The organism is Leptodesmis sp. (assembly GCF_052746595.1).
This window is the reverse complement of the sequence record NZ_JBRAGO010000010.1, coordinates 19,598-33,542: the sequence shown is the minus strand read 5'-3', so window position 1 is coordinate 33,542 and position 13,945 is coordinate 19,598. Positions and strand designations below refer to the sequence as shown.

11 protein-coding genes are annotated in these 13,945 nt (G+C 50.7%); 4 read left to right on the top strand and 7 right to left on the bottom strand.

Annotated features, from left to right (window positions below):
* Positions 1-10 precede the first annotated feature (10 nt).
* Both ACUVQO_RS03710 and ACUVQO_RS03705 read right to left on the bottom strand, forming a co-directional pair.
* Positions 11-1,153 (bottom strand): aldo/keto reductase, encoded by a 1,143-nt coding sequence (locus ACUVQO_RS03710; protein WP_445924548.1) that lies wholly within the window; start codon positions 1,151-1,153, stop codon positions 11-13.
* A 37-nt stretch (positions 1,154-1,190) separates the two neighbouring features.
* Positions 1,191-2,252, bottom strand: coding sequence for a WD40 repeat domain-containing protein (locus ACUVQO_RS03705; protein WP_445924547.1), 1,062 nt, complete (start codon positions 2,250-2,252; stop codon positions 1,191-1,193).
* A gap of 64 nt (positions 2,253-2,316) precedes the next feature.
* Here ACUVQO_RS03705 and ACUVQO_RS03700 point away from each other — a divergent pair, with 64 nt between their 5' ends.
* Positions 2,317-3,780, top strand: a complete 1,464-nt coding sequence (locus ACUVQO_RS03700; protein ID WP_445924546.1) for a hypothetical protein — start codon at positions 2,317-2,319, stop codon at positions 3,778-3,780.
* A gap of 75 nt (positions 3,781-3,855) precedes the next feature.
* Here the strand turns inward: ACUVQO_RS03700 and ACUVQO_RS03695 are convergent, their stop codons facing one another.
* From ACUVQO_RS03695 to ACUVQO_RS03685, 3 genes are all read right to left on the bottom strand, one after another.
* Entirely contained in the window at positions 3,856-6,459 is a 2,604-nt protein-coding gene (locus ACUVQO_RS03695) for a hypothetical protein (protein ID WP_445924545.1), read from the bottom strand.
* 213 nt (positions 6,460-6,672) lie between these two features.
* Complete coding sequence (locus ACUVQO_RS03690; protein WP_445924544.1) at positions 6,673-7,167, bottom strand: single-stranded DNA-binding protein; 495 nt, start codon at positions 7,165-7,167, stop codon at positions 6,673-6,675.
* Positions 7,168-7,260: 93 nt separating this feature from the next.
* The gene (locus tag ACUVQO_RS03685) at positions 7,261-9,807 is read right to left on the bottom strand and encodes a sugar phosphate nucleotidyltransferase (RefSeq protein ID WP_445924543.1); all 2,547 of its coding nucleotides are present in this window, start codon (positions 9,805-9,807) and stop codon (positions 7,261-7,263) included.
* 233 nt (positions 9,808-10,040) lie between these two features.
* Between ACUVQO_RS03685 and ACUVQO_RS03680 the strand changes: the two genes are divergently transcribed.
* From ACUVQO_RS03680 to ACUVQO_RS03670, 3 genes are read left to right on the top strand one after another with little or no spacing between them, the layout of a single operon-like run.
* Positions 10,041-10,217, top strand: coding sequence for a hypothetical protein (locus tag ACUVQO_RS03680; RefSeq protein ID WP_233748319.1), 177 nt, complete (start codon positions 10,041-10,043; stop codon positions 10,215-10,217).
* A 6-nt stretch (positions 10,218-10,223) separates the two neighbouring features.
* Positions 10,224-10,961 carry a class I SAM-dependent methyltransferase gene (locus ACUVQO_RS03675; RefSeq protein ID WP_445924542.1) on the top strand — a complete coding sequence of 246 codons (738 nt, stop codon included), beginning with the start codon at positions 10,224-10,226 and terminating at the stop codon, positions 10,959-10,961.
* A 24-nt stretch (positions 10,962-10,985) separates the two neighbouring features.
* On the top strand, positions 10,986-11,453 hold the full coding sequence (locus tag ACUVQO_RS03670; protein ID WP_445924541.1) for an acyl-CoA thioesterase: 468 nt from the start codon (positions 10,986-10,988) through the stop codon (positions 11,451-11,453).
* On the opposite strand, the gene ACUVQO_RS03665 is transcribed toward ACUVQO_RS03670, so the two are convergent.
* Positions 11,368-12,981 (bottom strand): 2-succinylbenzoate--CoA ligase, encoded by a 1,614-nt coding sequence (locus tag ACUVQO_RS03665; protein WP_445924540.1) that lies wholly within the window; start codon positions 12,979-12,981, stop codon positions 11,368-11,370. The genes ACUVQO_RS03670 and ACUVQO_RS03665 overlap by 86 nt on opposite strands.
* Positions 12,944-13,942 (bottom strand): o-succinylbenzoate synthase, encoded by a 999-nt coding sequence (locus ACUVQO_RS03660; RefSeq protein ID WP_445924539.1) that lies wholly within the window; start codon positions 13,940-13,942, stop codon positions 12,944-12,946. Before ACUVQO_RS03660 ends, ACUVQO_RS03665 begins: the two co-directional genes overlap by 38 nt.
* Positions 13,943-13,945 lie beyond the last annotated feature (3 nt).

Below are 13,945 nucleotides of genomic sequence, written 5' to 3'. Positions count from 1 at the left end.
CCAGTAGCCTCTACTCCCATAGCCGCCGTCTTGTTGGGCCATTAAGACGTTGGTGAGTGTCTCTCAGTAAGGCTGGAATATTGAGTTGTTCTGGGCAGCGGGGCAGGCAGTCGCCGCAGTCGGTACAGCAGTTAGCTTTACTGCCAGGGAACCAGTGGCCTGCATTTTCAAACATACGGTAGCGGTACTGACCGTACTGAGTCATGTCATAGGCGATCGCCAGATTTCGCAACCGCAAGACTTCTGGAATATTAATCTGTTCAGGACAGGGTAAGCATGCATAGCACTGGCTACAGCGATCGTTACCCAAAACTTTCTCCTGTCGCATCTGCAACCGTTCTAAAATGGCTTGTTCTGCCAGCGATAAGGGGCCGTCCTGGTCTGCCATCTCCAGGGGCCAATCCAGTTCCTGCGGGTTTGCAGGGCCAATACTGAGGGTGGTAATTCTGGGATCACTGAGCAGAAAGCGAGTATTTAGGGCTAAGGGCGATAGGGGAGCACACAAGTTTTGCAAAGTTTGGGGCGGAGTATACAGTAACCCACCTTTGTCAAAGGGGGAAATAATAAAAATTCCCATGTCTTTTTGATGCGCCAGGTCGATCGCGGGCGCATGACGTTGGAAGAAAAGATAGTAATGCAGATTGATGAACTCGAATTGATCAGTGGCGATCGCCCGCAAAACCACATCCAGAGATCCATGCGTAGAAAACCCAACATGGCGAACTCGCCCATCTGCAACCGCTCGTTGAACAGCCTGCATACAACCATTAGAAGCCTCTACCCAGGCGAGATGGGCTTCTGTATTCAGGCCATGAATTGCCAATCCATCCAGATAATCAATCCCTAAACGCTCCAGAGACTCGTCGATCACTCGTTCCATGAGATCCGGATCGAGAGTTGGAGCCAGTTTAGTAGTGATATAAAGCTGCTCGCGGGCAATGGAAAGTCCACTTTGTAAAGCCTGCCCCAGATATCGCTCACTCTGCCCATAACCCCTAGCTGTTTCCAGATGATTAATGCCCAACGCGATCGCTCGCTGCACCGTCTGATAGGCAACCTCTTCCGCAGCCAGACAGCGCATCATTCCCAGAGAAAATACAGAGAGCTGAAGATTCGTTTTACCAAAACGGCGGTACTGCATAGGAGATGTCATTTGTCATTCGTTCGTTAAGCCCTGATAGTGAAAACGGCTATAACTCTTCCCTCTTCCTTCCCAACTTCTCCTCCTGCCACACCCGAATGCCATCACTGCTTCCCGTAATAATCTCTCGACCATTCAGTCCAAAGCGGACAAACATGGCGCTGAATTGAGAGCCACGCAGGGTTCCTAAATAGCCCAGAGGTTTCATTCGCCACAGGTTAACAACACCGCCCAACGTGCTGGCCAGCATCCTGCCATCGGCTGTGAGCGCCAGGTCATCCGCAATAGAATCAAGGGTACGGGTAAGGCTTCCTGAGTTTACCTGCCAGAAGTTCATGCCATCTTCGCCCTGGCTTCCCTCGCTGCCAGTCACCAGCATCTGGCTATCAAGACTGAAGAGGAGAGCGTTTAATTCATGCGATCGCAGGGTACGTGTCAAACGGCATTCTGGCAATTGCCATAGTTTAGTATCCTGCGCACCTGCAGCCAACCACTGACCATCAGGACTGAAGGCGAGGGCGTTGATCGGGCCAGTCTGGATACTGCGCTGAATTCGCTGGCTTTTCAGATCCCAAAGCTGGAGGGGAATTTGGGAAGCCACGCTGTTGCTGGTGACAAGACGACTACCACTGGCAAGAGTGGCACCATCGGGACTGAAGGCGAGAGTAGTAACAACCTGATTGGGGTAGAGAATCATTATCGGGGTGCCCGTTTGCAAGTCCCACAGGCGGATGGTTTGATCCAGACTGCTGCTGGCCAGTAGTTGACCATTGGGGCTGAAGGCAAGTGCCGAAATCCAGTTGCGGTGCCCAGTCAGCGATCGCACAGGTTTCAGCGTTTTTAAGTTCCATATCTGAATAGTTTTTCCTGTACCGCTCGCAAGGAGGGCATCCGTTGAGGTAGCCAGGGCCGTGACCGCATTCTGAGAAAGGAGCGTTGTCTGCCCATAACAGGGGGGTGGGCTGGTGGGTGGAGCAGGCAGGCAAAGGTAACTGCCTCGTCGGATCGCAATTTCACTCTTGACCAGACCATAAATACTGATGACAGTAGCGACGAGCAGAGAGGCGATTACACTAATTCCCAGAATTTGCGAAAATCGTTTGTGCTTCATGGTTTGGCTATGTTTGCTTCCCTGATGTCGATACCTTAGATGTTTTGTTGTTTTTAGCTCAGTTGTGAAAGAAACTCTGCCCCCCTCTTCCCCTAAGGTTACGATCGGCACTGCAGCCTTTATCGGAATTGCCCTGCCTTTAGCTCTGTATCTGAGTGGCGCTTTAACCATCTTGGGGATAGAAAAGTTCCACTATGTCCTGGCTGGGGGCAAGCGGTTTGCTACCTTTCCCAATATAGCCAGTCATTTAGGAATTAGTCTCAGTTATCTAGCCCTGGTGTTGCTGCACGTCGTCTGGTTTCTGGGAACGCCTGCATCAGCTTACAGTTATCCCAAGTTTTCCAGCCTTTTGCAACGGGCAGGTCTATTTCTGGTGTTGGCTTTTGTCGCTTATCCGCTAGGCAACGACATTTACCTGTATCTGCACTCTGGATTAATGAATCTGAGCACCATTAATCCTTTCATCATCCAGGCTGGAGCCTTCACCTCTGAGTTGTCACCGTTTGTGGATTGGAAGCAAACCTCCACCTACGGTCCCATTTCCCAACGGTTGTTTACTGCAGCAGCAGTTCTGGTCACCCTCCACCCCGTGCTGGCTATCTATGGGTTTAAGGTTTTTTGTTTGTTGGCCCACATCCTAAATGGCTGGCTGGTCTGGAAGATTTTGCCCTCGAATATACGGGGTAAGGTGGCGATCGCCTATCTCCTGGCTCCAGTTCTGTTGATGGAACAGGTAGGGTCAGCCCACGTGGATGTGTTTGTCTCCACCAGCATTTTGCTGACGGCTCTCTGCCTATTTAAGGGTCTCTATAGCAGAGCCTTTCTCCCCATCTGGGGCGGATTTCTGACCAAAACCATTCCAGTGATCTGGCTACCTCTGTTACTTTGCTTTCTGGTACGGAAACGCCGCTGGGTCAATCTGCTCCTGGGGTTCCTGGCTTCCATTGCGATCGCGATCAGCCTCTGGAAAACCGTTCTCCCCAATCTGGCAGCCTGGAGCAGTTTATTAAATCCTGGTGTGGTCGGCCAGTACCAATCTTCCCTGCCTGCCCTGCTGCGAGCGGGACTGGAAACCTTCAAAGCCCTCGCTCTGGCAGCCCCTTCCCCAGCGGCACAAAAGTATTGGCTGCTGCAATTCTCCCGCTATCTCCTGGTGGGCTTTGCGGCGTTTTATGCGTGGGTGGTGTTGCAGATATTCCGCAGATCCGCCTATTCTGCAATGACTTTATTAGAGGATATGGGATGGGTGGCACTGGTCTTAATGCTGTATGCCACCTCCTGGCTGATGCCCTGGTATGTGTCGATTCTTTATGCGATCGCGGCTGTTCTACCCAGTGCCTGGTTGTTTGGATTAACCGTGCTGATGTTTGGTGTCTCCAGTAGTGCCATGTACTGGCTTGTGGGAGATGCCGGACTGCAAAGCCTGGTGGCGATCGGCCTGCCAACCTTCACAATGCTAGCGGGTGCCTGGATCTTGAGGGGAGAGAGGGAACCGGGAACCGGGGAAGAGTTGAGAGTTGAGGGTTGAGAATTGAGAATTGAGAGTTAAGAGTAAAACTTTTTACCCCGAACTCATCCACCTCTTTCCCCATTTCCCCGCCACTTACCTGCCAGCAGGCGGGTTCGAGTTTTGCTGATCTGTCGTCGAGGCTGGACGACTGCCTGTGTTGCGGACGTTCATGATCTTGCTGAGCAAGTCAAACCAGAAGGGGGCACCCATAGAGATTGCCAACCCACTAATGAGCCAACCCATCGCCATTCGAGGAATGCTCCAGGGTCTTTTCAGTGCAACCTCACTCACAATGGCAATCGGATGAGGAGGTTCAGCAGAGAGCTTCTGACCTGGGTGTGACTGGGGTAGGCAGTCTCTGTAAAATTGTTGCCACTCCTGAATGTTGGCAGTTACTACTCCAGTTTGATCAAAGGAGGGATTGGCCCCCTCAGTAGCAGGGGGGGAGGGTCTGGGCTGAGGTAGTGTAGTCGCAGAATTATCAGGGGGCGTTGCAGTAGCACTGCTCACTGGATTAGCCGCAGCAGGGTTAGATGTAGCCGTCTGCGCTTGAGGAATGCTACATCCAAACTGTTGTCTCAGGTTGGTTGGAGTCCATTGGATAGGTAAGGCAACCTGTTCCAGCACAGGAGCGGTTTTCTGCACCAGAGCTTTTAAATCGGGAGAATTGTTCCCCTGAGACACTCCGGCAGATGATTGGGTGACTCCTCCTGCATTTTGCGTAATCACCTGTCGTAAATCTTCATCGACTGACAGCCGAGACATGATGTGAAAGGTATCAATGTTGATGATCAGAGCTATCAGGATACCGATGACGATCGCGACCAATCTGGCATTCCGTTTGTAAACCCCAGAGGCCCGACTCATGGAGCGATCGAACCAGACAGACACTTCTTCCCTCAACTGATCCAGTTGCCTTTCCGTTTCCTGTACTTTGACGTAAGCACGTCGAGCCAGAATCGCAAGGCTTTGCTTAACCTGGGGGGGCACCCGGCTTAAAAAGTCTTGAATCTGATCATAGGTTTGATAGTTCTTGTAAATCTTGCGTTGATCCAAAGACAGGGTATTCAGGGCCGTGTTGATACACATCTGGCGCTCTTCATTAAACAGCTTGCTGAGGGAATGTTTGACATCAGCGATGAGGGTGGCATCATCCAGATCCTGCCACCGTTTCACAAACGATCGCTTCAGTTCCGCTGGAGAAAAGCGGTTTGGATCCCGAATCGGGTGAGCGAGTACATGATAATCGTAAGTATCTTTGTCTGAGCTAAACAGCCGTCCCAAATCGTTTAATGCTGAGGCAGTCCCTCCGTTTTGCAGTTGGTCAGCAATATTTTGGATGACTTTCAAAATAATTTGCTGGTATTGTTTCCACCCTTGATCCTGGCAAGTCTGCCGATAAATTTCCTGTTCCTTGGGAGTTAGGGTTCTTAAAACTTCTTCTACCTCAGTTTGATACTGGTCGCTGAACAAATCCTCTATGGTAATGGGTTGGGCGATCGCAGAAGCAGCGGGCATACTGGTCATTCCGAAAGCCAGAGAGTCGGTTTGGCCTGAATTAGCCGCATTTCTAGTTCTGGCTAACTCATTCACTTTTGAGGCGATCGTTTCCCAAACAGGTCTAATTGTTGTTGCTTTGCTACTGGCTTCATAAGCCGCCCTGGCATCTTGGAATGCACGTTCAATCTCTTCATAGGTCATACTGCTGCGGTCAAATACTTCCGCAATTTCCAGCAGATTGGGTCTTAACTTGCCAGAAGCGATCGCCCGCGCACTGTTTTCGCCGAAAGTGCTGGTATCCAGAGCTTTCAAACGCTTGTGGAAGTAATCCAGTTGTTTCCTTTCAAAATCTTGTTGGGACTTGGCTGCAGCACCAGTCGCTATTTGGGGATCTGCCGCTGGAATCTTTTCTCCCACCTGGCTAATAAATAGCTTTAACCCCTCCTGCATCCGCTCAACACAAGTCCGGATATTGACCTGACCCGCTTTGAAATCCATCAGCAGATCGTCATATTCCTCTACCAAGGCGACAAAGTCGGGATTGCGATCATCCAGAGTCAGAATAGCATTGGCCGTTTCTCCTATAGTCTGAGGAGCTTCAGCTAAGGCTCTTGCTTTTTCTGCCAGAACGCGGATCCCGCCCTTTTCCCAGTTATCTTTCTGCTCAAACTCCTGAGCGGAAGGAATGTGGATGGTACGTTTTACAGTATCTGTGTCTGGATCTGCGGTTTCTTCAACCGTGTATAACCCCACGATGCGCCCGATAAATTTTTCCAGCCGGATTTCGGTTAACTTGTCAATCAAGAAAGCTATTCCCACCTGATCTAACAGGCTTGTGGCAAACGTTTCTGATGAAATATAAGAGGGGGCAGTTGTATTGTCTCCAAAAATTTTAATTTTTCCGTAAAAAAGCTGATAAACGGCCTGTCCTAAGCGCCCAATGAATCCCCTGGAACTTTGGTTAATGTTTTTAATTAATGGGTCGTTGTAGATAGCTTCGACAAAGCCCGCCACCTGATCGCTGTCTTGAGTGCCGTATCCCCCAGCTATCAGGTTTTGAATTGAGTCTTTCAGGTGCTTGGCCCGCCACTGCAAGAGCGCCGCCAGCAGTTCTTGAATTTCAGATGCCAGCAAACTTGCGATCAGAAAAATGAACATCAGCCCGATCGCAATATCCAGAATGACAGGTAGATTCATACAGCGTTGCCTCAGTGATGAACTGCACCCTACTCAATGCCGTCGCTTCCCCGGTCTGTTGTCTAATTTTCACCAAGACACCAGACTAATTTTCACCGGAAGCATTTGGTACTATAGAGTGCTCTGTATCCAAAACTGCGGCCAGCTTCATAAATTTAAACCAAATTGTTTAGTTGGTGGTAGAGCCGTTCCGGCGGAATGGCTCTACCAGGGTTAAAAGGGAATGTCGTCCAGATTAGATTCAGAGATAGGATTGGCTGCCGGGGCCGCAAAGGTGGAAACTGGAGACTTTGCTTTGGGAGAACCATTGGTACGAGGAGCGGGCGTTCCCTGATACCGTTGAGCAGATGGGGGACCGACTACAGGTGTTTCGCTGGCAGCCGTAGCGGCAGTCCAGGTAGTGTTCCCTGGCAGGCGATGGAATCGTTGAGCCGTTAACTCAGCCCGCTTTTCTTTAAAACCTTCGGGACGCTCGATCGTATTCATGTTCAGGCGACCTTCAATGATTACGCGATCGCCTTCGTGGTAGTTGGCTTGAATTTCCTGTGCCAAATTGCCCCAACCAATCACTTTCAGGGTGGCAGGCGGATCTTCAGGACGAGAGCCAGGAAACTGCACCATCATTTCGGCGATCGGGGTTTGGGTGTCAGAGGTGTAGCGGAGTTCAGGATTTTGAATAATCTCTGCCATGAGGATGCAGTGGTTCATAAGGCAAACTCCTAAAGGAGCAAAATAGTACAAATGAATTAAATTTCTGGTCTGGAATAGATTCTAACAGTGAATTATTGATCGTGAGTAACCCTAGAACGAAGTTTCTGCATAAATGGCGTTTTCGGTTCTGGCTTCTTCTTGATCGACAAATTCTTGCACCCGGATGCGGTATTCTCGCAAGGTTTCATCCACCCAGCCGCGATCGCTACTGTTGGCAAAAATATGTACCAGGGGTTCTCCGGCATCAGGTAGAATCAGCACCCAGCCGTCGTGTTGATAGCTGAAGATTTTCACTCCATCCACCAGTTCCAGACACTCCACGGGATGGGTTTCTACCAATCGCCGCATCAATGCCCCTTTCGCCGCCCAGGGACAGCGAACGGTATAGGTTTGGTAACTGACACGCGGCAGTTCAGCCCGGATCTGGCCCAGGGTGCGTTCCTGAATGGTGAGTAACTCAATAATCTTGCCGATACAGAACATGGCATCAAAGCCAGGATGGAGATGGGGAAAAATGAAGCCCATATCGCCGCTGCCACCTAGCACCACATTAGGACTGGTCTGACAGGCTTCCATCAGCGCGGTTGGATTAGCTTTGGTACGAACAACACGACCATCATGACGACGGGCAATCTGTTCCACAGCACTGGAGGCATGAACGGGGACGACTACCGTACCTCTGGGACTTTGAGCCAGCATAATCTCGGCCATCAATGCCGTCAGCATCTCCCCTCGAATCGGACTACCGGCTTCATCCACTAGCATCAGTTGTTCACCATTGGCGTAGACCTGAACCCCAAAGGTGGCTTTCAGCGCTTCTACCACCTGACCCAACTGGCTCAGGAGCACTTCCCGATCAGTACTGCTAGGCACCATTTGATTCAGGCTGGCATTCAGAACTACGGCATCACAGCCAAACTTTGCCAGAATCTGCGGCAACACGGCTCCAGAAACCGCGTAGACATAATCAATCACCACTTTGGAACTGCTGTGGCGAATGGCTTTCACGTTCAGATGTCGTTCAAAGTTGATGCCATAGATGTCAATGACCTGATTCGCGTAGGCCATTGTGCCAATCTCGTGTATCTGAGCGCGGCGGAAGTCTTCTTTAAAGTAGGCTCCCTCAATTTTCTTTTCCCGTGCTTTGGAAATGTTGATGCCTTTATGGTCGAAAAATTCAATCAGAATATGGTCGGCTCGATCGGGATGCACCCGGACATGAATACCTCCGGCAATCGAGAGGGAGGGCACGATCGATCGGGCAACGGGAATAGCAGTCGCCTCCAGGTTTTGAATATTCACGCCAACCGACATCAACCCGGCAATCAGCGATCGCGACACCATCTGAGAAATGGTCCGCTGATCACGGGAAACGGTGACATGGGAACCGGGCTTCAATGTGGAACCGTAGGCTGCTCCCAACTTGACGGCAAATTCCGGAGTAATGTCGATATTGGCCAGTCCCGATACGCCCCGTTGACCAAACAAATTCCGGTGAGCGGTCTGTCCCCAGATGAGATTGATATTCAGAATGGCACCCGGTTCCACTTTCTTGTTGGGCCAGACTCGCACCGATGGACTGACCTGGGCCTCTTCCCCGATTGTTGATAGCGGTCCCACCACTGCTCCTTCCAGCACGTGAGCGCGGCGATCGACGCGGGTACCTCTAGCAATCACACAGGCCCGGAGATGGGCTTCTTCTCCAATGATGGCGCCATTCCAGATGATCGGACGCTTCAGGTTGGCATCGGCTCCGACTGTGACGTTATCTCCCAGCACCGTGCCACCATCGATTTGTACTCGTGGGCCAATGCGACAATTGCTGCCAATCAATACGGGCGGCTCAATCCGGACAGAGGGGTCGATGTAGGTGTTCTGACCTTTCCAGATGCCAGGAGACAATTCTTCGTAAGCAAAGTCCAGTTTGACTTTGCGGTACAGACCATCGTAGTGCGCTTCCCGGTAGACATCTAAATGTCCAACATCGCACCAGTAGCCCTCAGCAATGTAGCCATACATGGGTTCCCCTTCCGCCAGCAACTGAGGAAACAGATCCTTGGAAAAGTCAGTTTCCTGGTTCTCGGGCAGGTAATCCAGCACTTCCGGTTCCAGGATGTAAATGCCCGTATTCACTGTGTCAGAAAAAATTTCACTGCTGGAAGGTTTTTCCAGAAACCGGCTGATACGATAATTTTCATCGGTAATCACCACGCCGAATTCCAGGGGATTGGGAACACGGGTGAGAACTAAGGTGGCTTTGGACTTGTGGGCTTTGTGAAAGGCGATCGCGGCTCTTAAATCAAAATCAGTAATACTGTCACCGCTGATTACCAGAAATGTATCATCCAGCAGTTCGGCAATATTTTTGACGCAGCCCGCTGTTCCCAGAGGTTGGTCTTCTTCCACGGCATAAGTCATTTGAATCCCAAAGTCACTGCCATCCTGAAAGTAATCTCGCATCACATCCGGGAGATAGTGCAGGGTGGCAATGACCTCTTCGATGCCGTTCAACTTCAGCAGATTGATGATATGTTCTGCGATCGGGCGATTCAGCACAGGCACCATCGGCTTTGGGAGGTCGCAAGTCAGTGGTCGGAGCCGGGTTCCAGATCCTCCTGCCATCAGAACTGCTCGCATAAATCCTCATCCTTCATGGTTATCTAAAGTGGGGTGTAATTAGGAGCGGAATGGGCACCCGTGCTTTCAACCCATTGTTTATCTGAACCTGGTTTTTGCTCTAAGAGCAGAGTCAGATCTGGTCGCCAAACTTCATACCTTGTTACACTTAGGGGTGCCGTTTAACCAGTCCCTGTAAGTAGGATAGAACAGTACTCAAGAGACTTGCTTGATTCGTAGGGAAGGATTCAACAATGGAACTGTTAGGTTTTCTCGCCTTAATTATTTACGGTGGCGGAATTTGGAAATTTTGGACAGGTTTTAACCGGACGAACTTTAGCCAGGGGCGATTGTATTTAGCCTTACTGTGGCCTGTTCTGGTGTTCAATAAATCCTATCGGCAGAACTTCACGAAAGCCTTAAAAGGTTAAGCACCCATGCCTGAGAAGCGCCCAGATCCTCGCTATGCAGCATCTAACAGTGGTTTTGATGTCTTGCGCGATCGCCAGGATTGGGAAAGTCTAGTCAATGCTGTCGCTAACCGCTTTAACCGGGACTATCAGGGGATTAAACCAGAGTTGCCGGAAGAAGTGAAAGCGATGCCAATTTATCAAGAGCAGGTGTCCGGCCTGTTACAGGCCAAATTAACTGCGCCCTTCTGGCAACTGGCCAAACCACAAAAAAATCAACGCTGCCTGGATATAGGCTGTGGGGTAGGCTTTCTCATCTATGCATGGCGAGAGTGGGAAGCGTTATTTTACGGGCTGGAAATCAGCACTGTGGCGCGAGATGTATTGAATGCGCGTGGCCCTCAACTGAACTCCAAACTTTTCAAGGGGGTGGAGTTGGCAGCAGCCCACCAGATGCCCTATGAGGACAATCAGTTTGATCTGGCAATTTCCACAAATGTCAGCTGCTATTACCCGATCGCATACTGGGTAGAGGTATTAGCAGAAGCCAAGCGAGTATTAAAGCCCGGTGGTTTTTTTGTCTTTGATGTGGTAGACCCGGAACTATCTACTTCCGAAAACTGGGCGATTTTGGAGACTTATGCCGGTACAGAAGTCTTTTTAGAGCCACTGGCGAACTGGAAAGCGGCAATCCAATCAGTGGGCGGAAAAATTATGAAAACTCTTCCAGGTGAAGTATTTCAGCTTTATAAGGTAGGATTTTAGTGCCCTTTTGAGAAGGTAAATTGAGTGCCTTTCATTTATCAACGAACGGTTCAATTTCACGATACCGATGCTGCCGGAGTGGTATATTTTGCCAATCTACTGGCCATGTGTCATGAAGCCTACGAAGCATCCCTCTCGGCTTCTGGGATGGATTTGCGGCGGTTCTTTAGTCCGGCAGAGGAGGTGTATCCGATTACCCATGCGGAGGTGGACTTTTTCCGACCCCTGTTTTGTGGCGATCGCTTAACAATTCACCTCAATCCGCATCAGGTACAGTCCTCAGAATTTGAAATCCGCTACAAGGTTTACTTAAGCGATGCGCTAGAGAAGCCCGTTAGCGAAGCTATGACCTGGCATATTGCAGTAGATGCCACTACGGGTACTCGTAAGAATCTGTCACAGCCAATTATACACTGGCTGTCTCAGTACACTGATGGTCAGCCAGCGCGGGGTAATGGTCAGCCACCCAAGCCCTTAAATGGGCCTGATTAATTTTCCCCTGAGCATTACGCGGCAGAGATGCCATGGCAATCCAGTGTTTGGGATGTTTGAACTTGCTGAGCCGGGTCTGTAAGGCTGCTTTTAAGGAGTCGATCTGCAGATCCGGATCGAGTGGGCTATAGAAAGCGGTGATGGCCTGTCCCCAGTGGCGATCGCTAACTCCCATGACATATACATCCCGCACCAGTCCCGTCGCCTGAATCGCTGCCTCCACTTCGGCAGGAAAGACATTTTCTCCTCCGGTAATCATCTTGTCGCTGTTCCGACCTAACAGGTGCAGGTAGCCGTCTGCGTCCAGATAGCCGATATCGTCAGGGTAGAAGGGGGTGGGGAGTGGGGAGTGGGGAGTGGGGAGCGGGGGGTAATAGCTGAGGGCCAGGGAGTGGGAATAAATATGAATCAGGCCAGGTTGGTTGGCAGGTAGGCGATCGCCCTGGTTGTTACAAATCTGAATTTGGACATGAGGCAGTACCTGCCCCACCCCTGTTTTTCCCTGCAAAAATTCTGCTGGTTTGAGGGTGGCAACTTGGGATGCGGTTTCGGTCATGCCGTAGGTGGGAGCCAGGGGTAAGCGCAATTCACGGGCCTGGTTAAGTAATTCTGGCCAGGTGGGGGCACCGCCAAGGAGGATGGCCTTGAAGTAGGAGAGGAAAGGGGATTGGGGATTGGGGATTGGGGATTGGGGGAGAAGGGGAGAGGGGGTGGATGGAGGAGTGATGGAGTGATGGGGTGAATGAGTAGATGGTAGAGGGGTTTCAGTGAAACGTCTGTCCTGTAGGAGGCGGTGAAGCTGGGTGGGGACAAGGGAGAGGAAGAAGGTCTGCGGGTCAAAGTTGGGGAAGTGGCCGGATGCAAAGGTTTTGAAGGGGACAATAGCGAGTTGGCCGCTGGAGGTGAGCGATCTCATGATCTGCATTAAGCCGCTGACATGGTACATGGGCAAGACACAGCAGCAATTGACTTGCTCCACCTCAAAATGCTGCTGAAATCCTCTGACAGAAGCCATTAAGGTATCCCAGGTGTGGATGACAAAGCGAATTTTGCCGGAGGAACCACCAGTAGGGATGGCAATTTTAGATGCTGGAGTTTGGAGTTTAGAGTTTCTTTGATCCTTGGTTCTTGGTTCTTGGTTCTCAAGCAGTGACGAATGACGAATGACGAATGACTGATCAGAATTTTGAATTTTGAATTTTGAATTTTGAATTTCTATGGTGCCGTCCTGCCAGATTAGATCAGGCTGAACCAGTTCAAGAACCTGTTGCCATTCGGTTGCGGCCCAGTCAGGGTTACACAAGAAAAGATGGCTGGGGACGGTGCAGGCCGCGATGAAGTGAGCTAGGAATTGAACCGGATCCCGATGAACCAGCAGGATCTTGAAGGGTTCCCCCGGATCAGGCTGCGGATAGGTCAGGAGTTGTTGGATCAGGTGTTCCGTTAAAGAAAGAACTTTCTGGCTGGAATGACCGATTAACCAGTCAGCTTTAGTCTGTTGTTGTAAATAGGTCAGAGGGGTTTTCATGAGATTCATTAAACCAGTGAGCGATACCATAACCCATGGCCCGATCGCAATTTCCTAACTCTGCGGCCAGTTTCAAACCCGCCTGCTGACCAATGGCGGTTTCGAAGACGGAGGAAAACACGGCATCAATGGCATGACTTTGGCAAAACTGGCGCAGGTGGGAGGGAAATCCTGCGATCGCGGGTTTGATCACGTAAATTCCCTGCCAGCCCTGCTGATAGCAGGTCTTTAACTGTTCCAATGTGGCAACCGCTTCATCCAAGGCCAGGGGAGTAGAGTATTGGGCACTTAATGTGAGCAGGTCATTAAATTGATCGGGGGGTAAGGGTTGCTCCAGATATTCCACTGGTAAGGATTCGCAGACCTGCAGCCAGCGTTCAGCTTGCGCAATACTCAATCCGCCATTGGCATCCAACCGCAGTTGAGCATTTCTGGGAAGTTGGGCCATTAGTTCTTGAAATAGTGCCAATTCAGCTTCCAGGTCAGCGACTCCGATCTTCCACTTGAAGGTACGAGCACCCTGCTGCCAAAACTTTTGCCAGTCTGCTAACGCTGTTTTCCCTGCTGGCAACAACACACTATTGGTCATGGTACTGGTATAGCCCAGTTGCTTCTCTGCGGACTCCCTAGCCCTTGCCTCGTGTCCTGCGCCCCCTGCTTCGTACCATATTTCCTCCCACGCCGACTCAAACCCAAACTGACAGGCAGGTAAATGATTGGGAATGGCCCTAATCTGATCAAAATCAAGTAAGGCAGGCAGTTGAGAACAGAAGGTTAATGCCTCCTCTAGTGTTTCAGAGCCAAACCAGGGAACCGGGGCAATCTCTCCCCAGCCCACTCGGCCATGCACATCCGTTAATTGAATAATAATACTCTCTCGCTCTCGCCACACGCCATAGCGGGTAATCAACGGTTGCCGGAATCGGCGGCGATAAGAACGGTAGGCGAACCGGATACGCAAATC

Bases quoted from the DNA above. Each gene is read 5' to 3' on its own strand.
- ACUVQO_RS03705 (WP_445924547.1), bottom strand. From the start codon at position 2,252: ATGAAGCACAAACGATTTTCGCAAATTCTGGGAATTAGTGTAATCGCC.
- ACUVQO_RS03675 (WP_445924542.1), top strand. From the start codon at position 10,224: ATGCCTGAGAAGCGCCCAGATCCTCGCTATGCAGCATCTAACAGTGGT.
- ACUVQO_RS03680 (WP_233748319.1), top strand. From the start codon at position 10,041: ATGGAACTGTTAGGTTTTCTCGCCTTAATTATTTACGGTGGCGGAATT.
- ACUVQO_RS03695 (WP_445924545.1), bottom strand. From the start codon at position 6,459: ATGAATCTACCTGTCATTCTGGATATTGCGATCGGGCTGATGTTCATT.
- ACUVQO_RS03665 (WP_445924540.1), bottom strand. From the start codon at position 12,981: ATGAAAACCCCTCTGACCTATTTACAACAACAGACTAAAGCTGACTGG.
- ACUVQO_RS03690 (WP_445924544.1), bottom strand. From the start codon at position 7,167: ATGAACCACTGCATCCTCATGGCAGAGATTATTCAAAATCCTGAACTC.
- ACUVQO_RS03710 (WP_445924548.1), bottom strand. From the start codon at position 1,153: ATGACATCTCCTATGCAGTACCGCCGTTTTGGTAAAACGAATCTTCAG.
- ACUVQO_RS03685 (WP_445924543.1), bottom strand. From the start codon at position 9,807: ATGCGAGCAGTTCTGATGGCAGGAGGATCTGGAACCCGGCTCCGACCA.